This window comes from Pandoraea vervacti (genome assembly GCF_000934605.2).
Taxonomy (GTDB): domain Bacteria; phylum Pseudomonadota; class Gammaproteobacteria; order Burkholderiales; family Burkholderiaceae; genus Pandoraea; species Pandoraea vervacti.
In genome coordinates, this window is record NZ_CP010897.2 from 602,241 (window position 1) to 627,146 (window position 24,906).

The 24,906-nt window shown below is 63.3% G+C and carries 24 protein-coding genes and 1 tRNA gene; 10 read left to right on the plus strand and 15 right to left on the minus strand.

Translation table 11 applies throughout. From position 1 onward, the window contains the following. Positions 1-190: 190 nt before the first annotated feature. Both UC34_RS02725 and rpoH read right to left on the minus strand, forming a co-directional pair. Entirely contained in the window at positions 191-1,411 is a 1,221-nt protein-coding gene (locus UC34_RS02725; RefSeq protein ID WP_044453341.1) for an ISL3 family transposase, read from the minus strand. 229 nt (positions 1,412-1,640) lie between these two features. Beyond that, positions 1,641-2,489, minus strand: coding sequence for an RNA polymerase sigma factor RpoH (rpoH, locus tag UC34_RS02730; protein WP_237165303.1), 849 nt, complete (start codon positions 2,487-2,489; stop codon positions 1,641-1,643). Between the two features lie 312 nt (positions 2,490-2,801). Here rpoH and UC34_RS02735 point away from each other — a divergent pair, with 312 nt between their 5' ends. After that, positions 2,802-3,227 (plus strand): nuclear transport factor 2 family protein, encoded by a 426-nt coding sequence (locus UC34_RS02735; RefSeq protein ID WP_044453770.1) that lies wholly within the window; start codon positions 2,802-2,804, stop codon positions 3,225-3,227. Positions 3,228-3,453: 226 nt separating this feature from the next. Here the strand turns inward: UC34_RS02735 and ybiB are convergent, their stop codons facing one another. After that, positions 3,454-4,422 carry a DNA-binding protein YbiB gene (gene ybiB, locus UC34_RS02740; protein WP_044453772.1) on the minus strand — a complete coding sequence of 323 codons (969 nt, stop codon included), beginning with the start codon at positions 4,420-4,422 and terminating at the stop codon, positions 3,454-3,456. Between the two features lie 335 nt (positions 4,423-4,757). Between ybiB and maiA the strand changes: the two genes are divergently transcribed. Both maiA and UC34_RS02750 read left to right on the plus strand, forming a co-directional pair. Continuing rightward, entirely contained in the window at positions 4,758-5,405 is a 648-nt protein-coding gene (maiA, locus tag UC34_RS02745) for a maleylacetoacetate isomerase (protein WP_044453774.1), read from the plus strand. A gap of 8 nt (positions 5,406-5,413) precedes the next feature. Continuing rightward, positions 5,414-6,040, plus strand: a complete 627-nt coding sequence (locus UC34_RS02750) for a LysE/ArgO family amino acid transporter (RefSeq protein ID WP_044453776.1) — start codon at positions 5,414-5,416, stop codon at positions 6,038-6,040. Positions 6,041-6,245: 205 nt separating this feature from the next. On the opposite strand, the gene ftsY is transcribed toward UC34_RS02750, so the two are convergent. Then, positions 6,246-7,739 carry a signal recognition particle-docking protein FtsY gene (ftsY, locus tag UC34_RS02755; RefSeq protein ID WP_044453779.1) on the minus strand — a complete coding sequence of 498 codons (1,494 nt, stop codon included), beginning with the start codon at positions 7,737-7,739 and terminating at the stop codon, positions 6,246-6,248. 171 nt (positions 7,740-7,910) lie between these two features. Here ftsY and UC34_RS02760 point away from each other — a divergent pair, with 171 nt between their 5' ends. Beyond that, positions 7,911-9,338 (plus strand): M16 family metallopeptidase, encoded by a 1,428-nt coding sequence (locus UC34_RS02760; protein ID WP_052810874.1) that lies wholly within the window; start codon positions 7,911-7,913, stop codon positions 9,336-9,338. Positions 9,339-9,351: 13 nt separating this feature from the next. Further along, positions 9,352-10,788, plus strand: coding sequence for a M16 family metallopeptidase (locus UC34_RS02765; protein ID WP_052810875.1), 1,437 nt, complete (start codon positions 9,352-9,354; stop codon positions 10,786-10,788). Positions 10,789-10,927: 139 nt separating this feature from the next. On the opposite strand, the gene UC34_RS02770 is transcribed toward UC34_RS02765, so the two are convergent. Both UC34_RS02770 and nodI read right to left on the minus strand, forming a co-directional pair. Then, positions 10,928-11,803, minus strand: coding sequence for an ABC transporter permease (locus UC34_RS02770; protein WP_418303920.1), 876 nt, complete (start codon positions 11,801-11,803; stop codon positions 10,928-10,930). Continuing rightward, positions 11,796-12,713, minus strand: a complete 918-nt coding sequence (gene nodI, locus UC34_RS02775; protein WP_044453781.1) for a nodulation factor ABC transporter ATP-binding protein NodI — start codon at positions 12,711-12,713, stop codon at positions 11,796-11,798. Before nodI ends, UC34_RS02770 begins: the two co-directional genes overlap by 8 nt. Before the next feature lie 340 nt (positions 12,714-13,053). Here nodI and rsmD point away from each other — a divergent pair, with 340 nt between their 5' ends. The 3 genes from rsmD (at position 13,054) to UC34_RS02790 (ending at position 14,724) form a co-directional block, all read left to right on the plus strand. After that, positions 13,054-13,647 carry a 16S rRNA (guanine(966)-N(2))-methyltransferase RsmD gene (gene rsmD, locus UC34_RS02780; RefSeq protein WP_044453783.1) on the plus strand — a complete coding sequence of 198 codons (594 nt, stop codon included), beginning with the start codon at positions 13,054-13,056 and terminating at the stop codon, positions 13,645-13,647. 55 nt (positions 13,648-13,702) lie between these two features. Next, positions 13,703-14,197, plus strand: a complete 495-nt coding sequence (gene coaD / locus UC34_RS02785) for a pantetheine-phosphate adenylyltransferase (RefSeq protein WP_044453784.1) — start codon at positions 13,703-13,705, stop codon at positions 14,195-14,197. A 269-nt stretch (positions 14,198-14,466) separates the two neighbouring features. After that, entirely contained in the window at positions 14,467-14,724 is a 258-nt protein-coding gene (locus tag UC34_RS02790) for a YfhL family 4Fe-4S dicluster ferredoxin (RefSeq protein WP_044453785.1), read from the plus strand. Positions 14,725-14,849: 125 nt separating this feature from the next. Here the strand turns inward: UC34_RS02790 and pth are convergent, their stop codons facing one another. From pth to UC34_RS02825, 7 genes are all read right to left on the minus strand, one after another. Then, positions 14,850-15,446, minus strand: a complete 597-nt coding sequence (gene pth / locus UC34_RS02795; RefSeq protein WP_044453787.1) for an aminoacyl-tRNA hydrolase — start codon at positions 15,444-15,446, stop codon at positions 14,850-14,852. A 123-nt stretch (positions 15,447-15,569) separates the two neighbouring features. Continuing rightward, complete coding sequence (locus UC34_RS02800) at positions 15,570-16,187, minus strand: 50S ribosomal protein L25/general stress protein Ctc (protein ID WP_044453789.1); 618 nt, start codon at positions 16,185-16,187, stop codon at positions 15,570-15,572. A 156-nt stretch (positions 16,188-16,343) separates the two neighbouring features. Beyond that, a complete protein-coding gene (locus UC34_RS02805; RefSeq protein ID WP_039395490.1) occupies positions 16,344-17,291 on the minus strand; it encodes a ribose-phosphate pyrophosphokinase in 948 nt (315 codons plus the stop codon). Between the two features lie 49 nt (positions 17,292-17,340). Further along, positions 17,341-17,417, minus strand: a tRNA-Gln gene (locus UC34_RS02810). Positions 17,418-17,471: 54 nt separating this feature from the next. Then, positions 17,472-18,341, minus strand: coding sequence for a 4-(cytidine 5'-diphospho)-2-C-methyl-D-erythritol kinase (gene ispE, locus UC34_RS02815; RefSeq protein ID WP_044453794.1), 870 nt, complete (start codon positions 18,339-18,341; stop codon positions 17,472-17,474). Between the two features lie 96 nt (positions 18,342-18,437). Further along, positions 18,438-19,076, minus strand: coding sequence for an outer membrane lipoprotein LolB (locus tag UC34_RS02820; RefSeq protein WP_237165219.1), 639 nt, complete (start codon positions 19,074-19,076; stop codon positions 18,438-18,440). A 20-nt stretch (positions 19,077-19,096) separates the two neighbouring features. Continuing rightward, positions 19,097-21,025, minus strand: a complete 1,929-nt coding sequence (locus UC34_RS02825; RefSeq protein ID WP_052810876.1) for a tetratricopeptide repeat protein — start codon at positions 21,023-21,025, stop codon at positions 19,097-19,099. Between the two features lie 79 nt (positions 21,026-21,104). On the opposite strand from UC34_RS02825, the gene mutM reads away from it, so the two are divergent. Together mutM and mutY are read left to right on the plus strand one after the other, a co-directional pair. Beyond that, positions 21,105-21,935, plus strand: coding sequence for a bifunctional DNA-formamidopyrimidine glycosylase/DNA-(apurinic or apyrimidinic site) lyase (gene mutM, locus UC34_RS02830; RefSeq protein WP_044453795.1), 831 nt, complete (start codon positions 21,105-21,107; stop codon positions 21,933-21,935). An 84-nt stretch (positions 21,936-22,019) separates the two neighbouring features. Continuing rightward, on the plus strand, positions 22,020-23,222 hold the full coding sequence (mutY, locus tag UC34_RS02835; protein WP_084070953.1) for an A/G-specific adenine glycosylase: 1,203 nt from the start codon (positions 22,020-22,022) through the stop codon (positions 23,220-23,222). Positions 23,223-23,353: 131 nt separating this feature from the next. Here the strand turns inward: mutY and rapZ are convergent, their stop codons facing one another. Together rapZ and UC34_RS02845 are read right to left on the minus strand one after the other, a co-directional pair. Continuing rightward, positions 23,354-24,226 (minus strand): RNase adapter RapZ, encoded by an 873-nt coding sequence (gene rapZ / locus UC34_RS02840; RefSeq protein ID WP_044453798.1) that lies wholly within the window; start codon positions 24,224-24,226, stop codon positions 23,354-23,356. Between the two features lie 182 nt (positions 24,227-24,408). After that, positions 24,409-24,738: a PsiF family protein gene (locus UC34_RS02845; protein WP_044453800.1), complete on the minus strand. Its 330-nt coding sequence runs from the start codon at positions 24,736-24,738 to the stop codon at positions 24,409-24,411. Between the last annotated feature and the right edge of the window lie 168 nt (positions 24,739-24,906).

Consider the following 24,906-nt stretch of genomic DNA (forward strand, 5'->3'; position numbering starts at 1 on the left):
CTAGTGTGTCGGCGGATGAGAAGCGGAGTCGAGACAAGGGTCCGGCGCGGCGAACGGCCCCCGGGCCGTCCTTCGCACGTAGCATGGCCACGTACGAGCCGATTCTATCGACCGACCTTGCTGAGCACCTTGCGATGCATCAAGTCTCGCGCAGATGACGGGTGAACTTTCGCACGGCAATAAAAAAGGTTCATCGTGGATTGCCGGGGAAAGCTGCGCGGATTTTGAGGAAGAAATATTCCTCGTCACGGTAGCCGTATGCCCGGCGCTTGATGACCTTGATGGTGTTGTTGATGCCTTCAACGACGCTGGTGTTAAGTGGGTGTCGGCAGCGGGCCAGGATGCCGTGCCAATAGCCTTGCAGGCGCTGCGCAAATAGTTTCAGCGCAGCGATACCGCTGTCGTTGGCTTGAGTAATCCACTGCTCCCATGCCTTTTGCGCCCAAGCTGGCTTTCGGTAGAACCACAGTCGCTTGAGTTCGTCTCGTAGCAAATAGACGCACAACAGAGGCTGGTTGGCTTGCAGCAGCTCACTCAGGTGCACGGACTGTTCCGGCCGTAGATTCTTTTGATTGCGTAAGAGCAGCCAGCGGCTTGATTTGAGGACTTTGCGTGCTGGCCGGTCATCTCGGAGTCGGTTGGCCTGATCGACTCGGACCCGGTCGATCACTTCGCGTCCGTATTTGGCAACGACATGGAACAAGTCGTAGACGATTTCGGCTTGCGGGCAGTTCGCCTTGATTTCCAACTCGTAGGCCGTTGTCATATCGATGGCAACAGCCTCGATATGCTCTGCAACGCCCTCGGGAAGCTGGTCAAAGAAGGCTCGGGCAGTTTCACGCGAACGGCCATTCCCAATCCATAGCACCTGCCGACTGAGCGGCTCGACCACCACCGTGGCGTAACGGTGGCCCTTGTGCAGAGCGAATTCGTCCATCGCCAAATATCGAACCTGTGTCCAATCCGGCTCGGCGATGCTTGCTCGCAAACTCGCTTTGTCGATCGCTTTAACGGTATGCCAATCCAAACCGTAGAACGCTGCAACGGCCTGGACATTGGTCGACTTGAGCAGAATTTCACAGGCCTTGGCAAAGCGCGCTGTGACCCGTTGGTAGCGCCCGAGCCAGTCCAATTTCTCCAGCCTCGGGCCACCACAGTGCTCGCACCAAAGCCGACGACGCGGCACATGCAGCACCACTCGATATTCAAACAAGGGAAGATCCCGAACCCGGCGCACCGTCGTCTCGTGGATCTGCGAGCAACGCTTGCCGCATTGCTCGCACAGCATCACTCGGCTTAATGGCTTCAGATACAACGACAGTGTCCGACTGTCCTGCGAAGGCCACTCCACTCGCTCAACTCGGTATCCCGTCCAGCAACCGAGGGCTTCCAGCGCTTTTCGATCTAGCAATTGCTCCTCCGAACACCGTCTCTATTGGCGTCAGATTATCAATTGCCTTGAAAACCTCCACGGTTTTCCACGATGAACCATAAAAAAGCCCCGTGAGACTCACGGGGCTTGGTTGCCAGCGGTATTTCACTGACGCTGACCGGGGTGTCGTGTGGCAATTGGTCGCGTGTCGCTTGTCACGTGATGTTCGTGAGACCCTCACGTTGCCGTCGACGTCCCGGACAGGGGATTACGCGTACGCTTGCAGCGCGCCTTTCATCTTCTTCATCGCGGCAACTTCGATCTGGCGAATGCGCTCGGCGGACACGCCGAATTCATCGGCCAGTTCGTGCAGCGTGGCGCCGCCGCTGCCGTCATCGGCGACCGAGAGCCAGCGCGCTTCGATGATGCGGCGGCTGCGCGGGTCGAGACGGCCAAGCGCGGCTTGCAGACCGTCGCTTTGCAGATGGTCGCGCTCACGCGCGGCGATCACAGCGGTCGGTTCCTGATGCGAGTCGGCAAGGTAGGCGATGGGGGCGAAGCTCGGGCTGTCGCTGTCGTCGCTGTGACCTTCGAGGGCGATATCGCCCCCGGACATGCGCGTCTCCATCTCGATCACGTCTTCACGCTTGACGTTCAGATCGCGCGCGACCTGATCGATTTCTTCCGGCGTGAACGCCTGCAAGCCCTGCTTCTGGCTGCGCAGGTTGAAGAACAGCTTGCGCTGCGCCTTGGTCGTGGCGACCTTGACCGTGCGCCAGTTCTTCAGCACGTACTCGTGGATTTCGGCCTTGATCCAGTGCATGGCGTACGACACGAGTCGAACTCCCTGCGAGGGGTCGAAGCGCTTCACGGCCTTCATCAGACCGATATTGCCTTCCTGGATCAGGTCGGCATGCGGCAGTCCGTAACCGAGGTAGTTACGTGCGATCGATACCACCAGACGCAAGTGCGAGAGCACGAGCTGACGGGCGGCTTCGAGGTCGTCGTTCTCACGCAGACGCTTGGCGAGCGACTGCTCTTCCTCGGCAGAAAGCAGCGGAATGCGATGGACAGCCTGAATGTAGCTGTCGATATTGCCCAGACTGCCCGGCATCATCAAAGCCGACGGGGCAAGAGCTAGGGCACGCGAATTCGGCGCCGTGCCGGTGGCCGGCGTCGTCGGATGCTTGTTGGCGGCAGTACTCAAGTGGTGGACTCCTGGTTAGCCTCTGGGAAAGCATTTTAGCACTCTCTTTCGATGAGTGCTAAAGACGTTAGAACCCTTACTGGACGGGAAGTTTCCGGTATCTCGGGGTTTTCCAGCACCCTCCCTCAAACGGGAGAAGTCACTGGCGCAAACGTGACCCGGATGGTGTAAATTGCAACCCAAGCCGCGAGCGTAAAGTGATGGCGAAGACGGGAGGTCAGCATGGCTGGGAAGCACATTGACGAGGTGCGGCAACGCGAGTCCGAGCGCTTCGGGTACATCGACGAAGTGCGGCGGCGCGAATCCGAGCGCTTCGAAGCGATGATCGAGTGCGACGTCGACAAGTTGAGCACACTGCTCGCGGACGGCCTTCACTACGTTCACTCGAACGGAAAACGCGAATCGAAAACCGAGTTCCTCAATGCGCTTAGCTCCGGTCGCCGCAAGTACGCGGCCATCGATGTCACCGGGCAGGAACTCCGTCAATTCGGCGATACCGTGGTCGTCACGGGAAAGCTCGACGTGGAGCTCGAAACGGCGACAGGCTCGCTGAATTCCCTCATGATGTACACCGCCGTTCACGTGCGCGAAGCGGGAGCGTGGCATCTGATCTCGTGGCAGGCGACCCGCATGGCGTCGCCAGACTGACATCTCGGGCGGCGCTGCTTCAGCCGCGTTCCCGGCGGCTGTCCACAGCGCCTGACACCCTTCGGGCGTCCTCTCCAACACAAAATGTTGGATGTCTTTCGGGACAAAATGTTCCGGAAAAATAAAAAAATCCGGTTGCTTTCGGTTTTCCATCAATTTCCGAGCGAATGTCGGCGCGTTACGGGCGTATTTCGCTCCTATGCTGCACGGACGTCCGCGGTAGTCATCATTCGTCAGGGCAGCCGGGAAGGCCAAGCGCCTGACGAATCACCTCGACCTGACGGGCGATAGGCGCAGGCACCGGTATCTCTCCCGCGAGCACCGCTTCGATCCATCGGGCCGTGGCCGTGGCGTCGGCGCCGGGCAGGGCCGGGGGGATGCCGGTCGCCCCCTCCTCGGCGCTTTGCCACAAACGGTAGTTGCCGTCCGAGAAGCCTTCGATGGCGCTCTGACGACGGGCATCCGCGACCGGTTCGCCTTCTGTGCCCCGCGCCAGCAGCACGCCCGGCGCGGGACTGCTGGCGGCGTCGACGAATAGCTCGCTCAGGGTTTCCCGATACTCGGGATGGGTAAAGTTCACGAGGCGCAGCGCGGGCCCGGCGAAGGGCTGCAACAGCTTGACGACGGTATGGCCCGAGTTCCGGACGCCCAGCGACGCGCGCATCTCAAGCAAGCGCTCCAACGCTGGCGACAGCGCGGCGATGGGCAAATACGCGACGCGGCGGGTGCTCAGCGCCACTTCGGCTTGCGTTGCCGAATGGCAGGCAGAGTGGCCCAGTTCGGCGAAGATCGCCTGCGTGCCCACACGATTCGCGCCGCTGTGATGCTGACCATGCACCAAGACCGGAATACCGTCGCGGGCGAGCAGCAGTGCCAGAAGCGGTGTGAGGTTCGGTTGCTTGCGCGCACCGTTGTAGCTGGGCAGCAGCACGGGCGGCGGGGCGTTTGCCGGCGCGGTGAGCGGGGCAAACGTGGCATGCGCGGCGTCGAGCATGGCGCGCAGCTCGACGGGGGTCTCGCCCTTGATGCGATAGGCGATCAGCACGCCGCCCAACTCGGCCGGCGGCACCCGGTCGGCCAGGATGGCGTCGAACAGGGTGCGGGTTTCGTCGGCGCTCAGCGCACGGGCGCCTTTGGCCCCTCGGGCGATGATCTTGAGCAGCGGGGCGCAGGCAAATGGGGCGGCAGAGGTCATGACGCGTCTATCGTGAACAATGGATGCCCGCGTGGGCGCCAGTACTGGCGGGGCATGCGTTCATCATACGCAATGAAGTGTCATCGCGGCCAGCGCTTGCAGTACCATCTCGTGTTCGGAGGCGACAGTCCGGTCGATGCCGGGGTGCCGGACCGCATGAATGCTGGAAGCCAACGCGACCGTCATTGCCCGAGCGTTCGCCGGGCGCAACGCGTTACCGGGGGCGAGCGCTTCGGCACAGTCCCCTAGTGCCCGTAGTGCCCGCAGTGCGCGCGTTACTCCAGCAAGTCGCGTTCGTCTCGCCTCTCCCCCTATTTCCGCTTTCGAGGTCAGCCATGTCCAAGCTGTACAGCTATTTCCGCAGTTCCGCCGCCTATCGGGTACGTATCGCTCTGAATCTCAAAGGGCTCGACTACGACATCGTCCCGGTGCATCTGGTGCGCGACGGCGGGGAACAGCTCAAGCCGGCGTACCGGGCGCTCAACGTGAATGCCCTGGTGCCGACGTTCATCGACGGCGACGTGAACATCCACCAGTCGCTGGCCATCATCGAGTATCTGGAAGACGTCCATCCGACACCGGCCCTGCTGCCGGCCGATCCGGTCGCGCGCGCGCAGGTCCGCGCACTGGCGCTGGACATCGCGGCGGACATTCACCCGATCGACAATCTGCGCGTGCTGCGCTTCCTCAAGCACGACATGGGCGTGACGGAGGAGCAGAAGAACGCCTGGTACGTTCACTGGATCGTGGAAGGCTTCAAGGCGCTCGAAGCCCGCCTCGCGGCGCAGACGTCGCCCGGCAAATTCGTCTTCGGGGATACGCCGACGGTGGCGGATTGCTGTCTGATTCCGCAGATCTACAACGCGAACCGATTCAAGGTGGACATGACGCCGTTCCCGCGCATTGCCGCCATCGATGCGCATTGCCGTACGCTCGAAGCTTTCCAGCGCGCCGCACCGGAAGCGCAACCGGACGCCGAGTAAGTCACGCGATGATCGATCCGGCTTTCTGGCGGGGCATGGCGCTCGGCGCCAGCCTCATCATGGCAATCGGTGCGCAAAACGCGTTCGTGTTGCGACAGGGCATTCTGAAGCGTCATGTGGGTATCGTCGTCGCGGTTTGCGCGATCTGCGACATGGTGCTGATCGCGGCGGGCGTAGCCGGCATGGGCGGACTGATCGCGGCCTACCCGGGGTTCATCACCCTCGTGACGTGGGGCGGTGCTTCGTTCCTGTTCCTCTATGGCCTGCGGGCATGGCGTGCGGCGTTTCGCGGCGCGGGCGCCTTGCAGGCGGACGGCAGCCGTGCGGCCACGCAGGAGATGACATGGCAGCGGGCGGTGGTGCTGGTGTCGATGCTCTCGCTGCTCAACCCGCATGTCTACCTCGACACCGTGATCCTGCTCGGCGGCATCGGCGCGCGTGAACCGGCGCCCGGGAACGTGTGGTTTGCGGGCGGCGCGATGATCGCTTCCGTGCTGTGGTTTACCGCGCTGGGCTACGGCGCACGACTGCTGGCGCCGTTGTTTTCACGCCCACGGGCGTGGCAGATTCTCGACGGTATCGTCGGCCTGATGATGTGGGGGCTTTGCGCGGGGCTCGTCGCCCAGCAGATGTAACGAGGACCGTCCACGACAGCCGAACGGCCCGCCACGCAGGTGCGCGGGCCGTTTGTTTTTGGGTGTTGCCGCGCCGAAGAGCGATTTGAGGACGGCGGCGCTGGAAAGCGCCGCTGATAGCGCCGCCGAAAGTGCGGCCCAAGCGTCAGCCGTAACATCAGTCGAAGCAGCCGCCGAAAAATCAACGCTCGGACCGGCCCGGAAATCAGCCCAAAAGCGCGTCGGCGAATTCGCGCGCCGAGAACGGTTGCAAATCCTCAACCTTCTCACCCACGCCGATGAAGTACACCGGCACCGGGCGCTGACGGGCGATGGCCGCCAGAATGCCGCCCTTGGCGGTGCCGTCGAGCTTGGTGACGATCAGACCGGTGAGCGTGAGCGCGTCGTCGAAAGCCTTGACCTGCGCGAGGGCGTTCTGGCCCGTATTGGCGTCGATCACCAGCAGCACTTCGTGAGGTGCGCCATCTGCGGCCTTGCCCAGCACGCGCTTGATCTTCTTGAGTTCTTCCATCAGATGCAACTGCGTGGGCAGGCGGCCCGCGGTATCCGCCATCACGATGTCGATCTTGCGCGCGCGCGCGGCGCTCACGGCGTCAAATACCACGGCGGCCGGGTCCCCGCTTTCCTGAGCGACGACCGCCACGTTGTTACGCTCGCCCCAGATCGCCAGCTGTTCGCGTGCGGCGGCACGGAAGGTGTCCCCGGCGGCGAGCAGCACCGACTGGCCGTAATGCTGGAAGTGCTTGGCGAGTTTGCCGATGCTGGTCGTCTTTCCCGCACCGTTCACGCCGGCGATCATCACGACGAGCGGCGCTTCGCGACCGAGCACGAGGCTTTGCTCCAGCGGGCTCAGCAATTCGACCAGCAGGTCGTGCAGCGCTCGCTTGACCTGTTCGCCTTCCGTCAGGCGTTCGGCCTTGACCTTCTTGCGCAGGGCATCGAGCAGGTAGGTCGTGGCTTCCACCCCGGCGTCGCTCATCAGCAGCGCGCTTTCGAGTTCTTCGAACAGATTCTCGTCGACCTTCACGCCGACGAAGATGCCGGTCAGGCCCGCGCTCGTCTTCGACAGGCCGGCCTTCAGGCGGGTGAGCCACGAGCGCTTGGCGGCCGGCGCCGGTGCAGGTGCCGACACGATCTCACCGATGGCTTCGCCTTGCGAGTCCTTGACCACGATGGGAGCCGGCGTCGGTGCAACGGGCGCCGGTTGCGTTGCGTCGACGGATGCTACCGGCGCTACGGGTGTCACGGGCTCGGCGGACTTGGCGGGCTCGAAGGCGCTGAGCGGTGCCGACGTGACTTGCGGCGCCGAAACCGGTTGTGCTTCGGATAACGCGTCGGGCGTTGGGATTTCGGCCTGAGCGGCTTCGGAATGCGCCTTATTTTCGACGGGGTGCGACGGGGTGTCGACCGGCGCGGCCGGCGACGCGACCGGGGTCGACGGCGCCCCCGAGGGCGCCGACAGCGATGGCGAATTCGCGAGGCTCGGCGACGCGTCGGGCGGCGTAAGGGTAGGCCTAAGGGGCGCCTCGGCAGCCGCGCTGTGCGTCGTATGCGAGGGCTGTGACGGTTGCGCCGGCGCTTGCTGGGTCGGCGGGACTGACGCGCCGTTGTCGGGCGATTCTTGCGATTCGGTCGGTGCGGAGCTCGTCTCGGCGGCCTTGTTGCCGCCCGACTTGAAGCGCTTGAAGAAACTAAACATGGGGTGAGGAACTCAACGTGGGGACGCGCTATCGGCGTGCGGCTATGATTTGTCGTGCCATTCGCGCCGCACAAAACGCCCTACAATGGGCAGGTCGTTGTTTCCGACGCGGGAAATGCGACGTATTTTATCAGACGCGAATCGACGTCCATGACGGGCGAAAGGGGATCCATGACGGGAACCATGCGCTGGCGACATGCCTTTGCCGGACTGGCTTTGGCGGGTGTGATGAGCCTGGGCTACGCCGCCGATGCCGTTGGCACCGGTAGCAGCAAGACCACGGATAACACTTCGGAATTTACGCTAAAGAACGGCCTGCGGCTGATCGTGCGCGAAGACCACCGGGCGCCGACGGTGGCGCACGTGGTCTGGTATCGCGCCGGGTCGCTCGACGAATTCAACGGGACCACTGGCGTTGCTCACGCCCTCGAGCACATGATGTTCAAGGGCACCAAGACGGTCGGGCCGGGTCAGTTCTCGCGTCAGGTCGCCGCACTCGGCGGTCGGGAGAACGCGTTCACGAGCAAGGACTACACCGGTTACTTCGAGCAGACCGAGAAGTCGCGGTTGGCCGAGATGATGCGTCTCGAGGCTGACCGCATGGCCAACCTCACGCTTTCCGCCGACGAGTTCGCCAAAGAAATCCAGGTCGTGATGGAAGAGCGCCGTCTTCGTACGGACGACCAGCCGCGTGCGCTGCTTTACGAACAGTTGATGGCCGCCGCACTCGTCGCCAATCCGTACCGCCGCCCCATCGTCGGCTGGATGGACGATCTCCAGCATATGACCGTGGAGGACGCCCGCGACTGGTACAAGCGCTGGTATGCGCCGAACAACGCCGTCGTCGTCGTCAGCGGAGACGTGGATCCCGCTCAGGTGAAGACACTGGCCGAGAAATACTATGGCGCTATCGAACCGCATACGCTGCCCGAGCGTCGGCCGCAAAACGAGCCGGCGCAGCTGGGTGTGCGCCGGGTGTTCGTGAAGGCGCCGGCCGAGAATCCGAACGTGATGCTCGCGTGGCGAGCACCCCGTCTTGCCGATGTCGAAAAGGACGACGACGTCTATGCCCTGCAAGTCCTGTCGGCGGTGCTCGACGGCTATGGCAATGCGCGACTGACGAGCCGTCTGGTGCGCGAGCAGCGCATGGCGAACGATGTCGGCGCGAGCTATGACGGTGTCGGGCGTGGCCCCCAGTTCTTCATCATGGACGCGACCCCCGCGCAGGGCAAAACGCCTGAGCAGATCGAGAAGGCGCTGCGTGCGCAAGTGGCCGACATCGCCGCGCACGGCGTGACACAGGACGAACTCAAGCGTGTGAAGGCGCAGGTCGTCGCATCGCAGATCTACAAGCGCGACTCGGTGTTCGGACAGGCGATGGAAATCGGCCTGAACGAAATGTCGGGGATCTCGTGGCGTCAGATCGATCGCATGCTCGAGAAGGTGAAGGCAGTCACGCCCACACAGGTGCAGGCGGTGGCCGGGAAATACTTCGGCGACGAGACGCTGACGGTGGCGACGCTGGTGCCGCAACCGATCGACGAGGCGACACGCAAGCGTCGCGCCCAAGGGGCGGAAGACCTGAAGACCATGCGCTGAGAGAGGCCACACGATGATGAAAATTTTCGCACTGTTGCGTGCGTTCTCGCCTGCGCGAGGGGGACTGATGGCGTCCGTCGCTGCCGGTGCCTTGATGGCGGGTGTCCCGCATACCGCAACCGCCGCATTGCCGATCCAGAGCTGGATCGCGCCATCCGGCGCCAAGGTGATGCTCGTGGAAAGCCGCTCGATTCCGATGATCGATCTGAACATCGATTTCGATGCGGGCAGTCGCTACGATCCACCCGGCAAGTCGGGGCTGGCATTGCTGACCGCCGGCTTGCTGGATGCGGGGGCGTCCGCAGTGGCGGGGCGTCCGGCGCTGACCGAAGCTCAGATTGCCGATCGCTTCGCAGACGTCGGCGCGATGGAAGCGACGAGCGCCGAACGTGACGCTGCGACCGTCACCATGCGCACGTTGTCCTCTGCGGCCGAGCGTGACGCGGCTGTCAACACGCTCGCGCAGTTCCTGCAACATCCCACGTTCCCCGAGGCGGTGCTCAAGCGCGAGGCGGCGCGTCTGTCGTCGGCGATTGCAGAGTCGGACACGAAGCCCGAGGCGATTGCGGAGAAGGCGTTTCGCAGCGCGATCTACGGCAGCCATCCGTATGGCGTGACGCCGACGGTGGCCAGCGTGAACGCCATCAAGCGAGACGATCTCGTTCGTTTCTATCGCGACATGTACAGCCCCAGGCGTGCGGTCGTCTCCATTGTGGGGGACATCGACCGCGCTCAGGCGGAGAAGCTCGTGGCGCAACTGACGGATGCGATGCCCGCCGGGATCACGCCGCCCACGCTGCCGCCCGTGGCGGCGCTGCGCAGCGCCGTGCAAATCGATCTGCCGCACCCTGCGGAGCAGGCGCATATCGCGACGGGACAGGCATCGCTTGCACGCAGCGATCCGGACTACTTCCCGTTGCTCGTGGGCAACTATGTGCTGGGCGGTGGCGGTTTCGTGTCGCGCCTGACGGCGGAAGTGCGCGAGAAGCGCGGTCTGACGTATGGAGTGACGAGCGGGTTCACGCCGCAGTTGCAGGAGGGGCCGTTTGAGATCAACTTGCAGACACGTCGGGAGCAGGCGCCCGAAGCGCTCAAGGTCGTGCGTGAGACGCTTGCAAAATTCGTGCAGGAAGGGCCAACCGACGTCGAGATGAAGGCGGCGAAGGACAACCTGACCAATGGTTTCCCGCTGCGTCTGGACAGTAACCGCAAGCTGTTGGCCAACGTTGCCGCCATCGGTTTTTACAATCTGCCGCTCGACTATCTCGACACGTGGACGTCCAAGGTCGAAGCGGTGAGCGCGGCACAGGTGAAGGATGCCTTTGCGCGCCACGTGCAGCCGGATCGCTTGGCGACCGTGGTTGTCGGGCCGAGCGACGTCTTTGGCGCGGCCAGCGCGGGCGCTGCGGCACCAAGCGCTGCGCCCTCGGCGGGCAAGAAGACGAAGTGATCGCAGTCGGCTGTCGCTAGCCAATGCGCTGGTCGGTCCAGCGGAGGATCGACATAAGGCAGTGAACGAAAAAGGCGCCGGAGATCCTCCTCCGGTGCCTTTTTTCTTGCTCGCCGAACCGCCGAACCGCCCATCTTCGCTATCGAAGAATCCGTCGCCGCAGCAACACCAGCGCGACGGCGAACCCGACCAGGGCGTAGATCGCGAGCGCGCCAGCATGCAGCCCCGGCTGATCGATCGGGCGCCCGAGCATTGCGGGGCGAATCAGTGCCACGGCATGGGCCAGCGGCAGCCACTCGGTGATGTGGCGTGCGGCAGCCGGCAGTTGCGATAACGGAAAGAACACGCCCGAGAGCAGGAGCATCGGCGTCATCACCAGCGTCTGGTAGAACATGAAGAAGTCGTAGCTTGGCGCAAGCGCCGTCATCACCATGGCAAGACTGGCGAACGCCAGACCTGCGAGCAGTACCGCAGGCAGCACCACCGCCAGACTGTCGATACGCGCATAGCCGAGCACGCTTGCCACCAGCAGAATGGCAATGCCCGACAGAACCGCCTTGCTCGCTGCCCAGACGACCTCGCCGAGCACCACATCCCCTAGCGTAAGAGGCGTGTGCATGAGCGCTTCCCAGGTGCGCTGCACGTGCATGCGCGAAAAGCCGGAATACATCGACTCGAAGCTCGCCGAAAACATCACGCTCGACCCCACGGTGCCTGCTGCCAGAAAGGCAATGTAAGACGTGCCGTCCACATCGCCGACCATCATGCCGAGGCCGAACCCCAAGCCGAACAGGTAGATCATGGGATCGGCGAGATTGCCGAACAGGGAGGCCACGGCGAGCTTGCGCCAGACAAGGAAGTTGCGTCGCCACACGCCCATCCACGCCGTAACGCCGGGCAGGTAGCGTGGGGCGTCCGGCGGGCGTCCTGCCGCCGGGCGCGTAGGCGCTGCGGACTCGACGTGTGTGTGACGCAGCGTGTCGTTCAGCGTGTCGCGTCGATCATGCTCAGTCATCGCGCATCTCCCGTCCGGTGAGCTTGAGGAAGACATCTTCCAGATTGGCTCTGCGATGCAGATAGCGCACGCCGGGCTGATCGCGCAGGGCATCGACGACGGGCGCGGCGTCGCGTACGTAGCAGAAGTGTGTCTCGCCGCTCGTCTCGACACGCTCGGCCAGCGGCGCGAGACGCCTCAGCAGCGCTGGCGGAACATCACCGAAGACTTCCACGACGTCACAGCCGATTTCCCGCGCGACGAGTTCGGGCGGGGTGCCTTGCGCAATTTTTCGGCCGGCATCGATCACACAAAGGCGATGGCACAGACGTTCGGCTTCCTCCATGAAGTGCGTCGTCAGCAGAATCGTCTTGCCCTCGTTCATCAACGATTTGAGGCGTTCCCAGATCAGATGGCGCGCTTGCGGATCGAGCCCGGTCGTTGGCTCGTCGAGCACCAGCAGGTCCGGATTGTTGATGAGAGCACGCGCGAGGGTGAGGCGGCGCTTCATGCCGCCCGAGAGTTGACTCACGCGTGCGTCGGCCTTCGACTCCAATCGTGCGAAATGCAATAGCGCGGGCACGCGCTCCCTGATATCGGCGCGGGAGAGTCCGAAATAACGCCCGAAGACGGCGAGGTTCTCGCGCACGGTGAAATCGGGGTCCAGGTTGTCGAACTGTGGCACGACACCGACGCGACGCCGTGCCTCAGGCGCCAGCCGCGGCACAGGCATGTTGCCGAGGCGAATTTCCCCCGCGTCGGGCGTGACCAGCCCGAGCAACATGCGCAATGTGGTCGTCTTGCCCGCCCCGTTCGGACCCAATAACCCGAAACACTCACCCGGGGCCACGTGAAGCGACAGACGATCGACGACGGGACGGCCGTCATAGGCCTTGCATAACTCGGTTACCTCGATGGCGGCATCGGTCATGGCGGATTTGGCTGTCTCCTGTGGTGGGCCGGTGGCCGGACTGGCGCGGGACTGTCTCGGAGCTCACGGTAACGATCGGTGCGGATCGTGCAACGCCCGCGTGGGGTGCTCCCGTGGGACATGCGCACACTCCCGGACGTTCACGTTCCCCGGCCGACGGGGCTTGCGAGCGTCGCAAATCCTGATGGGGCATGGGGAGCAGGCGATGTGGTATGTTTCGCCTCAACAATGTAGCGTGAATCGTCATGATTTTGGATCTCAAGCGTGCGCAACGACGCGCACGACCCCATTTTCCCACCGTCAACGGTGTGCCCGGCCAGGCGATGTCGCGGAGGACAGTATGAAGTCCGGTACGGGCAACGCGGCACGCGGCGCGCCGCAGCAAGTGCGCATCATCGGTGGCCAGTGGAAGCGTACGCCGCTGCCCGTGCCGCCCGGCGACGGTTTGCGTCCCACGCCCGACCGTGTCCGTGAGACGCTGTTCAACTGGCTCGGGCAGGATCTGACCGGCATGCAGTGCCTCGACGCCTTTGCGGGCAGCGGGGCGCTCGGCTTCGAAGCCGCGTCTCGCGGCGCGCAGCGGGTGTTGATGATCGAGTCGGCGGCCCCCGCCGTTCGCCAACTGCGGGCAAATCAGGCCAAGCTCGATGCCGACCAGATCGAGATCGTGCAGGCCGATGCCCGGCGTCTGATAACCACACTTTCAGCCGGGGCTTTCGACGTGGTATTTCTCGACCCGCCGTTTGCGAGTGGCTGGCTCAATGACTTATTGGCGCCGGCGGCGCGCCTGCTCGCACCGAATGGCGTGATTTACGCAGAATCCGATGTCGCACTGGAAGACGAGGCGCTCGGCGCGCTCGGTCTGTCGTGCCTGCGCCGCGCGAAAGCTGGAGCGGTGCATTATCATTTGCTTGAATCGATTCCGAAAACCTAGAGACCACAATGAATAAGTACGCAGTATCGGTCCCCAGCCGCGAGGAGACGTTGGCATGGTAGTGGCGATCTATCCGGGGACGTTCGACCCGTTGACCCGAGGGCATGAGGATCTGGTCCGCCGCGCCGCGGGCATTTTCGACAAGCTGGTGGTCGGGGTGGCCGATAGTCGAAACAAGAAGCCGTTCTTCTCGCTCGAAGAGCGGATCGACATCGCTCGCGAAGTGCTGGGCCACTATCCCAACGTTAGCGTGGAGGGGTTTTCCGGTCTGCTCAAGGACTTCGTGCGCAAGCATCAGGCTCGGGTGATCGTGCGTGGACTGCGCGCCGTGTCCGATTTCGAATACGAGTTTCAGATGGCGGGCATGAACCGTTATCTGTTGCCCGACGTCGAGACGATGTTCATGACGCCTTCCGACCAATACCAGTTCATTTCGGGCACGATCGTGCGCGAAATCGCCCAACTGGGCGGCGATGTCAGCAAATTCGTGTTCCCGTCGGTCGAAAAGTGGCTGGTCACGAAAGTCGGTGAGTTGGCGCCCAAGCCTTGAGCCGAGCCGTAAACGGTTCGCCAGGAAACAAAAACCCCGCAATGTGTCATCGCATTGCGGGGTTTTCGTTGTGCGCGCGTTTAAGCGCATTTACTTAAGTTCGATTACCTACGCCGGGTCGACGACGCAGGGCGCACCGGTGTCGCGTCGCGTTCCGGTCGATAGTCGACAACCCTCGTATAATTGAGGCATTGTTTCACGAACCGTAACGGCCGCCGTTCGCCGAGGTTCGCGCGAGTTTTTGAACGGCCGAGGAAAGTGAGTCGACAGTGGCACTGATGATTACCGACGAATGCATCAATTGCGACGTATGCGAGCCCGAGTGCCCGAACGACGCAATTTCGATGGGGGTCGAGATCTACGAGATCGACCCCAACAAATGCACGGAGTGTGTCGGTCACTTCGATGAGCCGCAATGCGTGCAAGTCTGTCCGGTGGAGTGCATTCCCATCAACCCCGAGCACGTCGAGACGCCCGAGCAACTGCTCCAGAAGTACACCCATCTGCAAGCCGCCAAATCGGCGTGATGCGCCGGGGGTGATCGCGCGGCGTGCGCCATGTCAGCAACATGCGCGACGTGCGCAATATGAGCGACATGAGCGACATGAGCAGCCGCTGATCTGGCTGGTCCGTCCCACCGGGACCGGTCGGCTTACTTCCCGGGCGCGGCGTGCAAGCGCATCATCGCCTTTTCCATATCGCCCTTGACCACGAGATCGACGATGTCGAGCGAGCGCGACATGGCGTCGTCGATCTCGGCCTGCTCCTCTTTGCGCGGGGGCTTCAGGACGAAGTCTGCGACCTGTTGCTGGCTACCTGCCGGCTGCAGCGTGCGCGGATGCCCGATGCCAAGACGCAGACGCCAGAACTCGGGCGTCGTCAGATGCGCGGCAATGTCCTTCAGTCCGTTGTGCCCGCCTGTGCCGCCGCCACGCTTGAGCCTGACGGTGCCCGGTAGCAGGTCGAGTTCGTCGTGCACGACCAGAATCTCGTCCGGCAAAATCTTGTAGAAACGCGCCAGTGCAACGACGGATTGTCCGGAGCGATTCATGAACGTCTGCGGTTCGAGTAGCCACACTTCCTGACCGGCCACTCGCGCCCGTGCGGCGAAGCCATGAAAGTTCTTTTGGTTGGTGAGCGACGCACCGCATTGCTGCGCGAGCGCATCGACGAACCAGAAGCCCGCGTTGTGACGCGTCGCTGTATATTCGGCGCCCGGATTGCCGAGCCCTACGATCAGCTTGATCATTTCGGTATCAGGATTTGGGTACGCGCCATGGTGGCACGCGCACCGCCATAAAAAAACCCGCCGGACTTGACGTCGCGGCGGGTCTTGCGTCCAGCGTCGCCGCTGAATGCTGGCGAACGAGGCTTAGGCAGCCGGCGTTTCGCCTTCGGCCGAAGCAGCAGCTTCGTCAGCAGCAGCGCCAGCCGGTTGCACGGCTTGTGCGACCACCGGGTTTTCCTGCTCGACGTGCAGCGTCAGGGTCACGCCGGCGGGCAGCTTGACGTCCTTCGCGTGAACGGTCTTACCGGCTTCCAGCGTCGACAGGTCGACTTCCAGGAATTCCGGCAGCTTGCCCGGCAGGCAGCTGACGTCCAGTTCGTTGAGCGTGTGGCTGATCACGTTCGACGCCAGCTTCACGGCCGGGGCGTTATCGGCGCCCAGGAAGTGCAGCGGCACCTTGACGTGGATCGGCTTGTTCGGGTCGACACGTTGGAAATCCACGTGCAGAACCAGTTGCTTGAACGGGTGGTACTGCACATCGCGCAGCAGCACTTGTTCGGTCTTGCCGGCGACTTCCAGGTCGAGAATCGACGAGTGGAAGGCTTCTTTGCGGAGGGCGTGCCACAGCGCGTTGTGATCGAGTTCGATCAGCTTCGGATCGACGTTACCACCATACACGATGCCCGTGGTCTTACCGGCATTGCGCAGGCGGCGGCTCGCACCCGTACCTTGCAGATTACGCTCAAAAGCGACGACTTTCATAACAACTCCTTGAGCTGCCCGCGACCAGGCAGCGATTTCTTCCTGAATATCCCGCCAAAAAATGCAGGTCTCAGGAACGACAAAGGCGGGGAAAGGCTCCCCGCCGACACAACAACGGCGCCACCCAGGCGCCGTCGCAAAAACTTTACCGAACGCTTATTCCGCGAACAGCGACATCACCGAGTCGCCACGACGGATACGCGAGAACGTCTCGGCCAGCAGGTTCGCGCAGCTCAGTTGGCGAATCTTGCCGCCCTTCGAGTCGTCGCGCAGCGGGATCGTGTCGGTCACGACCACTTCATCGAGCTCCGACGCATTGATGCGCGCTGCGGCACCGCCCGAGAGAACCGGGTGCGTGCAGTACGCGTACACCTTCTTCGCGCCACGTTCCTTCAGCACTTGTGCGGCCTTGCACAGCGTACCGGCGGTGTCGACCATATCGTCCATGATGACGCAGGTACGGCCTTCGACTTCACCGATGATGTTCATCACTTCTGCGACGTTAGCCTTCGGACGACGCTTGTCGATGATGGCCAGATCGCAATGCAGTTGCTTGGCGAGGGCGCGGGCACGAACCACGCCGCCGACGTCCGGCGAAACCACCAGCAGGTTTTCGTGGTTCTGGGCCCGCACGTCCTGGAGCAGCAACGGCGAAGCGTAAATGTTGTCGACCGGGATATCGAAGAAGCCTTGAATCTGGTCGGCGTGCAGGTCCATCGTGATGATGCGTTCGACGCCCGCGATTTGCAGCATGTTGGCCACGACCTTCGCCGAGATCGCCACGCGCGCCGAGCGGGGGCGACGATCCTGACGGGCATAGCCGAAATACGGGATGGCGGCGGTGATCCGGCCGGCAGACGCACGCTTGAGCGCGTCGACCATGATCATCAGCTCCATCAGATTGTCGTTGGTCGGTGCGCACGTCGACTGGAGGACAAAGACGTCCTTGCCGCGCACGTTTTCCTGGATTTCGACCTGAATCTCACCATCCGAGAACCGGCTGGCCATGGCTTTGCCAAGCGGGATACCGAGAGTGTCGACGACCGCTTGGGCCAGGGCGGGATTGGCGTTCCCGGTGAATACCATCAGGTTATCACTACTCATCTGGCTACCTGCGGGACGTTTGGATGCTGAGACTTTACGACAGAGAAATTGGCAGGGGAGGAAGGACTCGAACCCTCGTATGCCGGAATCAAAATCCGGTGCCTTAACCAACTTGGCGACTCCCCTACACTAACCGATGCCTTCGCTGCGTCGTAGGAAACGCAACAAAGTAAAACCCTTTTACGCGAAGGCGAACATTGGATGTTCGGCCAGGCTAGTGGTCACTTGACCGATCCAGCGCTCTGGCAATCGCTTGTATGCCGCTTCCGCATCTGCCTTCGTGTCGAATGCTGCAAACACGCTGGCACCGGATCCCGTCATACGTGCAGTGGTGAAGGTTCTGAACCAGTCAATCACAGCAGCGACTTCCGCGTATTCTCGAGTGACTGCCGCCTGCATGTCGTTACGGAAAATTTCATCCGTTTCGAACACGTTTTTGTTGGCGTGCTCAAGAAAGAACGCCATTGTGACGATCTTCGAATCCCTTGTCAACAGGGGATCGTTAAATATTTTGCTGGTGGCGACGTGCGTGCGCGGGTTGACCACGAGGAAGTGCCGTTCGGGCAGATCCACAGCCTGCAATTCCTCTCCCAGGCCCTGTGCAAAGGCGTTTCGGCCGAACACGAAAAACGGCACGTCCGCCCCCAGCTTCAATGCCAGCGTCTGGAGGACTTCGCGTGGCAGGTCGAGTTGCCACATGCGGTTGAGCGCGAGCAGCGTGGTGGCCGCGTCCGAACTGCCGCCGCCGATGCCGCCGCCCGCGGGCAGGCGCTTCTCGATCCCGATATCCACGCCAAAGCGCACGCCGCAGTGCGCTTGCAGCAGATGGGCTGCGCGCACGGTCAGATCGGTCTCCGGCGGCACGCCCGGCAGCGGGTTCGTGTGCACGATCCGGCCATCGTCGCGACGCTCGAAATGCAGCGTGTCGGCCCAGTCGATCAGTTGGAAGACGGTTTGGAGTTCGTGATAGCCGTTGGGCCGGCGTCCTACGATGTGCAGGAACAAATTCAGCTTGGCCGGGGCCGGGCAGTCACGCAGGATCTCGTACATGGCGATGCAAAGGCGGTGAGAGGGTATGGGCGCGCGTGCGCCCGGTGCGGCATTTTACCCGCGGCCGCAGGGCAGACGTGTTCAGGCGGCTTTCGGCTATTCGTCGATCACGAGCCGCACGGCCAGCGGCGAGCCATCGAGATCGCGCGACAGGTCGATACGCTTGACGCGCGTCGGCGTGCCGTCGAAGTACGCCTGATAGTCGATGGTCCAGCCGTCCTGCTTCAGACGTGTGGGACGTTGCGTTTGCGCATCGCGCTCGATGCTCGCCTGCGAGCCTGGCGCCCCCTGCATGTGCAGCCAGTACCGCAGGCCGCCCACGGGCAATGCGAAGCCGAGCGCATCGTGCATGACATCTTCGAGCCGAGGGCCGGTGAGCGGCGCCTTGCCGGGCAATTCGAGCGACGCGCTGCGCGGGCTTTGGCGCACGATGGCCTGCGTCTGCCCCAGCGGATCGAGCAGTTGAACGGTGGCGTTCTCTCCGTTTTGCTGCCAGTCGAAGTTGCCGTAGGTGTTGCGCGTCTCCCCGTTTTGCTCGTAGCGCACGGAGAAGCGGCCGCGATAATGCTCGACACTCACCCCGGCCGTCGGCTCGACGGGTGCGGGCGGCGCGAGACTTGCGCAACCCGTGACGACGACAGCGGCGGCGCACGCCAGCGCAAGCGCTGCCGCGCGAACGGACTGGTGCAAACCGGCGCGTCGCGGGGCTCGCGCCGATCCGAAAAACTTCACCATCGAATGTTCCGCCATGCGCATTACGGAGCGACGTTGTAACGCTTCATGGTCGAGCGCAGCGTGTCGTCGTCGCCGTCGAGCTTGAGGGCTTCGCGCCAGGTCTTGCGCGCTTCGTCCTGCTGGCCCGACTCCCACAGCACTTCACCGAGATGCGCGCCGATTTCCGCCTGCGCCTGAATGCCGTACGCGCGACGCAGCAGTTCCAGCGCCTGCTGCTTGTCGCCGAGGCGATATTTCACCCAGGCGAGGCTGTCCATGATGTACGGATCTTCCGGCGAGAGCGACGACGCCTTTTGCAACAGCTTGAGCGCTTCGGGCAAACGCGTGTTGCGCTCGGTCAGCGAGTAGCCGAGCGCGTTGTAGGCCTGGGCGTTTTCCGGCTGCGAGGTCATGATGCGACGCATCGCCTTTTCCATGACGTCGTAGTGCTTGTTCAGTTCGGCCACCATGCCGTACTGATAAAGCAGATCCATGTCGTCCGGATGATTCTTGACCTCGACGGCGAGCAGTTTCTCGGCCTCGTCGTAACGCTTGGATTTGACCAGCAGATCCGACTCGGCGCGCTTGAGCGCCAGTTGCTCGCGCGGCTCACTTGCCTTGATGCCGTGAAGCAGCGCGCGGCCTTCGTCGAGTTTGCCCTGATCGGCGAGCAATTGCGCGCGTCCGATCTGCGCCGGCAGATAGGCGTTGCTGTCTTCGCGGATCTTCGAGAGCCACTTGTCGGCGGCCGGATAGTCCTTGCGATCCTGCGCGATCTGCGCGAGGTAGACGTAAGCCTGAGCGCCGTCGGCGTTCTGCTGCTCGGCTTCGGATGCGTACTTCTGCAAGTACTGTTCGGCTTGCTGCGGATGGTTGGCGTGCAGGTTCAGCAGCGCGAGCGCCATGAGCGTCGACAGTTCGTGCGGGTAGCGCTTCTCGAGCGTTTCGAACTGCTTTTGCGCGGCGTCGAGCTGGTTGTCGGCAAGGAGCAGCTTGGCGTAGGCGAAGCGGGCTTCCTTGGCGTCCGGATTCCGGTCGAGGAACGTCTTCAGGCTCGCAATGGCGCTGGTGCGCTCGCCCGGCCCCATCTGTCCGTAAAGCAACGCGGCAGCTTCGTAATCGGGCTTGAGCTTGAGTGCGGACTCGAGCGACGCGCGTGCGCCGGCAGTGTCACCGGCGTCGAGTTGCGAGCGTGCGATGGCCAGTTGCGCTTCGGGGCGCTGCATGTCGTTCGCCAGCATGCGCTTGAGTGAATCGATGCCGGTGGCGCGTTCCGGACTGCGCGCGATCATCTGCTGCAATTCGAGGATGGCCTGCCCACGGCGCGCTTCCGGCACCTTGTTCAGTTCCTCGACGAGCAGAGGTTCGGCTTCAGCCAGATGACCGGTGCCGACTTCGAGGCTGGCGAGCAACTGCGAGGCCGGGCGCCACGACGGATCGAGCTGATGCCACAGCTTGGCCGCGACGAGTGCGTCGCCGAGCTGCCGCGCGCCGAGCGCGATCTCGACGGAGCGGCGGGCCATGCGCGGATCTTTCGTTCGGTTGGCCAGCGCAATGTAGGTGTTGAAGGCGGGGGCGAGGTTGCCTTGTTGCAGACTCAGTTCGGCCGCCAGCACCTCGAAGACGACCTCGCTCGAGAGCGCCACATTCGGCAGCTTTTCGCCGGGGACGTTCGCATTCGGTGCGACGGCTTCGCTATCGACATCCGCGCTTGCTGCCTTTGCCGCGCCCGGGGCCGCCGGCGCCGCTGCCGGTGCACTTGCCGGGGCGGGCGCCTTCTGCGCCGTCTGGGCGAAAGCGCTCGACGACGGCATGAATGCCATGATGGCGCTCGCGCAGGTCACGCCAAGCACCGTCGCACCGGCCCACGCCCCGCGAGCCAGTGCGCCGCGCAGGCGCAAAACCACAGGTGCCACGATTGCCGCACTCGGGTCGGCGGCGGGGATGGACTGGAATCGGGTGTTCGGCATAGGGATCCACGGCAGGTTTCGAGCGATTGTAGCGCGCCCGATACAATAGAGTCTAAATCCTCAGCAAACGTTCGCAGGCATGCCTGAACTCCCGGAAGTCGAAGTGACCCGCCGCGGTATTGCGCCGCACGTGGCGGGCACGCGTATCGCGCGTATCGACGTGCGCAACGGCGCATTGCGCTGGCCTGTGCCCGACGGGCTCGACACGCTGCTGCGCGGCGAAACGCTCATCGGTGTGACCCGTCGCGGCAAGTATCTGCTGCTCGAATACGCGCCGGGCTGGCTGCTCGTGCATCTGGGCATGACCGGGACGTTGCGTGTCATGCAGGAGCCGCAGTCGTTGCCGGCCGCCGGCGTGCACGATCACATCGATCTGGTGTTCGAGCGGTGCGCGCTGCGTTATCGCGATCCGCGCCGTTTCGGCGCCGTGCTGTTCCACGCGCGCTCGGCCGGCGACGTGCTGGCTCACCCGCTGCTCGCGAGCCTGGGTGTCGAGCCGCTCACGGACGATTTCGACGGCGCGTGGCTATATGCCGGTACGCGCGGGCGAACCGTTTCCATCAAGCAGGCACTGCTGGCCGGCACGATCGTCGTCGGAGTCGGCAATATTTACGCATCGGAGAGTCTGTTCCGCGCGGGTATCCACCCGCGTATGCCGGCGGGCAAGCTCTCCAAAGCGCGGGCCGAGAAGCTGGCCCAGGCCGTGAAGGTCGTGCTTGCCGCCGCCATCGAGAAAGGTGGCAGCACGTTGCGCGATTTTGTCGGCAGCGACGGTCAGAGCGGCTATTTCCAGCAGGAGTATTTCGTCTACGATCGGACCGGCCAGCCATGTCGCGTATGCGGCACGCCGATCCGGCAGATCGTGCAGGGGCAGCGATCCACCTTCTTCTGCCCGCATTGTCAGAAATAACGCGTGCGTTCGTCCGGCATTGTGCCGACGTCATACGCCCTCACATCCGGTCGAGCGCCGCACATGTTGCCCCCCGAAGCCCAAATGAAAGATTCCTCCAGCGACACCTCGCTCGGCACGTCCGCCGATACATTGGCCGGTACCTTGGCTGATACGTTCGCCGAGCGTCTGATCGCATGGCAGGCCGAACACGGCCGCCACGATCTGCCCTGGCAAAACACGCGCGACGCCTATCGCATCTGGCTCTCGGAGATCATGCTCCAGCAGACACAGGTGGCCACCGTCATTCCCTACTACGGGCGCTTTCTCGAGCGCTTTCCCGATGTCGCCGCGCTGGCGAGCGCACCGCAGGACGACGTCATGGCCCTGTGGAGCGGCCTGGGCTACTACTCGCGCGCGCGCAACTTGCACCGGTGCGCGCAGGTCGTCGTCGCCGAGCACGGCGGACGCTTTCCCGCCGACCCCGAGACCCTGGCGACGCTGCCCGGCATCGGCCGTTCGACGGCGGCGGCGATTGCTGCCTTCGCCTACGACGCCCATGCCGCCATTCTCGACGGCAACGTCAAGCGGGTGCTCGCGCGCGTGTTCGGCATCGAAGGGTTTCCCGGCACGCCGAAGATCGAGCGAGAAATGTGGACATTGGCCGAATCGTTGCTGCCGCAGCGCGATTTGCCGGCGTACACGCAAGGGATGATGGACCTGGGCGCGACGCTATGCGGGCGCGGCAAACCGCGTTGCGGCGAATGCCCGTTCGACAGCGATTGCGTGGCCCATGCAACGGGACGTGAGCGAACATTGCCGACGTCGAAGCCGAAGAAGGCGCAGCCTGAACGATATGTCGATGTACTGGTGATTCGCGCGGGGGATCGCGTGCTCTTCGAGCGTCGGCCGGACAGCGGCATCTGGGGCGGGTTGTGGAGCCTGCCCGAACTGACGCCGCCAACCGATACGCGCGAGGCGGACGACGCCTCGCTGCGAGCGCGTCTGACGGGGCATGCAACGGCGCTCGGCGCGCGACTCGGCCCGGTGCAATCGCTCGTGCCATTGCAAGGGCTAACGCACGTCTTTACGCACTTCAAGCTGCACTTGCGGCCGTGGCTGGTGACGTTATCCGCCAATGGCGAGTCGACGGCATCGACGGCATCGACGGCGTTGGGCGACGCGAGCCGCGCGTGGCTGGATGGGGCGGGGGTCGTGGCGGCGGGCTTGCCGTCTCCGATCCGGAAGATCGCCGACGCGCTGTCGCTTCGTGCGTCGGATCAGGGACAGCTGTCGTTGTCGACCTGATGTTATCGACCTGACGTTGTCTACCTGCGGTTGCCGGGCTGACCTTGCCCGACTGACCTTGCCCGACTGACGCTGCCATCAGGCGAGCATGCCGTCACGCGCCGCCCGCCCGCACTCCTGTGCCGCGCGGCCTACTTCGCTTCGACAGGGGCGAGCTCGCGGTGGCGCACCAGCACGGCGGCCTCGTGACGAAAACGGGCGCCCAGCGTCTCGGAGATGAAGACGGAGCGGTGCTGGCCGCCTGTGCACCCGATGGCGACCGTCAGATAACTGCGGTTGTCGCGCATGTAGCTCGGCAGCCACTTCTGCAAGTAGGCGCCGATGTCGTTGATCATCTCCTCGACTTCCGGAATCGCCGAGAGAAAATCGATCACCGGCTGATCGCGTCCCGTTAGCGGACGCAACTGAACGTCGTAATACGGATTGGGCAGCGAACGAACGTCGAACACCAGATCGGCATCGAGCGGCACGCCGTGCTTGAAGCCGAACGACTCGAACATCAGCGTGAGGCCTGTCTGATCGTGCTGAACGAACTCGCGAATCCATCGGCGCAGCGCACTCGCGCGCAAATTGCTGGTGTCGATCTGGTGGCCGAGTTCGGTCACGCTGCTCAACATCTCGCGTTCTTTTTCGATGGCTTCGACAAGCGAGCCGGTCGGGGAGACCATGTCGTCGCTCGTCACGGACAGCGGATGGCGGCGGCGTGTCTCGGAGAATCGTTGCACCAGCGTCTGCGTGGTGGCATTCAGGAACAGCACGCGAACGTCATGGCCGAAACGGCGCAGACCGCCGATGATGGGCGGCAATTCGGCGAGCGAACCACCGCTGCGCGCGTCGATGGCGACCGCGAGGCGGGTGTAGTTCTGTGTGCCGAGGTAGACGGCGAGTTCAGGCAAAAAGCGTGACGGCAGATTGTCGACGCAGTAGTAACCCGCATCCTCGAGGACGTTCAGAGCGAGCGACTTGCCCGATCCGGAGACGCCGGTAATCAGTACGATCTTCATGACATATCCCGAATACAGCCATCATGGTAAGCGATTGTGTCGTACGGGTGTCGAACGGGAAGAAACGAGAATGTTCCGTGCGTTTTCCCTGCATTTGCGAGAATTCACGCGCCTCAGACGAAACGTCAAACGAAAACGGCGCCCGCAAGGGGCGCCGTCAGGCAGGTGCCGGGAGGGTTACCTCAGGCAGCCGGCTGGTTCGACAGACATTGCTTCATGAATGCCTTGCGGTCGTCGCCCTTCTTGCCGGACGCTTGCGTGTTGCAGGTCTTCATCTTTTCCTGCTGCGTCTGCTTGGCGGCCGGGGCGCCGCCAGCCGACAGACATTGCTTCATGAACGCCTTCCGATCGTCGCCCGTCTTGCCGGAGGCTTGCGCGTTGCACGCCTTCATCTTGTCTTGCTGGGCGTTGGTCGCCTTGGGCGCGGATGCCGGTGCGGCGGCCGTCTGGGCGAACACGGGCGATGCGAGCAGCGGGGATACCAGAAGCAATGCAGCGAGTGCTTTTTTCATGATCGTCTCTCCATAAGGTCGTCACGCACGGGCACGGGGATGGACCGCGTTGCGATTACAACATGATAGAAAACGCGCCGCAATCGCGCGGCGTTGACAGAAAAACGCAAAAGCTGCGGTATACCCGGAGGTTCAGGGCGCGTAGGGCGGGCCCGGCGAGACCGGAAG

Bases quoted from the DNA above. Each gene is read 5' to 3' on its own strand.
- rpoH (WP_237165303.1), bottom strand. From the start codon at position 2,489: ATGATGCCGGGCAGTCTGGGCAATATCGACAGCTACATTCAGGCTGTC.
- UC34_RS02735 (WP_044453770.1), top strand. From the start codon at position 2,802: ATGGCTGGGAAGCACATTGACGAGGTGCGGCAACGCGAGTCCGAGCGC.
- ybiB (WP_044453772.1), bottom strand. From the start codon at position 4,422: ATGACCTCTGCCGCCCCATTTGCCTGCGCCCCGCTGCTCAAGATCATC.
- maiA (WP_044453774.1), top strand. From the start codon at position 4,758: ATGTCCAAGCTGTACAGCTATTTCCGCAGTTCCGCCGCCTATCGGGTA.
- UC34_RS02750 (WP_044453776.1), top strand. From the start codon at position 5,414: ATGATCGATCCGGCTTTCTGGCGGGGCATGGCGCTCGGCGCCAGCCTC.
- ftsY (WP_044453779.1), bottom strand. From the start codon at position 7,739: ATGTTTAGTTTCTTCAAGCGCTTCAAGTCGGGCGGCAACAAGGCCGCC.
- UC34_RS02760 (WP_052810874.1), top strand. From the start codon at position 7,911: ATGACGGGAACCATGCGCTGGCGACATGCCTTTGCCGGACTGGCTTTG.
- UC34_RS02765 (WP_052810875.1), top strand. From the start codon at position 9,352: ATGATGAAAATTTTCGCACTGTTGCGTGCGTTCTCGCCTGCGCGAGGG.
- UC34_RS02770 (WP_418303920.1), bottom strand. From the start codon at position 11,803: ATGACTGAGCATGATCGACGCGACACGCTGAACGACACGCTGCGTCAC.
- nodI (WP_044453781.1), bottom strand. From the start codon at position 12,713: ATGACCGATGCCGCCATCGAGGTAACCGAGTTATGCAAGGCCTATGAC.
- rsmD (WP_044453783.1), top strand. From the start codon at position 13,054: ATGAAGTCCGGTACGGGCAACGCGGCACGCGGCGCGCCGCAGCAAGTG.
- coaD (WP_044453784.1), top strand. From the start codon at position 13,703: ATGGTAGTGGCGATCTATCCGGGGACGTTCGACCCGTTGACCCGAGGG.
- pth (WP_044453787.1), bottom strand. From the start codon at position 15,446: ATGATCAAGCTGATCGTAGGGCTCGGCAATCCGGGCGCCGAATATACA.
- UC34_RS02800 (WP_044453789.1), bottom strand. From the start codon at position 16,187: ATGAAAGTCGTCGCTTTTGAGCGTAATCTGCAAGGTACGGGTGCGAGC.
- UC34_RS02805 (WP_039395490.1), bottom strand. From the start codon at position 17,291: ATGAGTAGTGATAACCTGATGGTATTCACCGGGAACGCCAATCCCGCC.
- ispE (WP_044453794.1), bottom strand. From the start codon at position 18,341: ATGTACGAGATCCTGCGTGACTGCCCGGCCCCGGCCAAGCTGAATTTG.
- UC34_RS02820 (WP_237165219.1), bottom strand. From the start codon at position 19,076: ATGGTGAAGTTTTTCGGATCGGCGCGAGCCCCGCGACGCGCCGGTTTG.
- UC34_RS02825 (WP_052810876.1), bottom strand. From the start codon at position 21,025: ATGCCGAACACCCGATTCCAGTCCATCCCCGCCGCCGACCCGAGTGCG.
- mutM (WP_044453795.1), top strand. From the start codon at position 21,105: ATGCCTGAACTCCCGGAAGTCGAAGTGACCCGCCGCGGTATTGCGCCG.
- mutY (WP_084070953.1), top strand. From the start codon at position 22,020: ATGAAAGATTCCTCCAGCGACACCTCGCTCGGCACGTCCGCCGATACA.
- rapZ (WP_044453798.1), bottom strand. From the start codon at position 24,226: ATGAAGATCGTACTGATTACCGGCGTCTCCGGATCGGGCAAGTCGCTC.
- UC34_RS02845 (WP_044453800.1), bottom strand. From the start codon at position 24,738: ATGAAAAAAGCACTCGCTGCATTGCTTCTGGTATCCCCGCTGCTCGCA.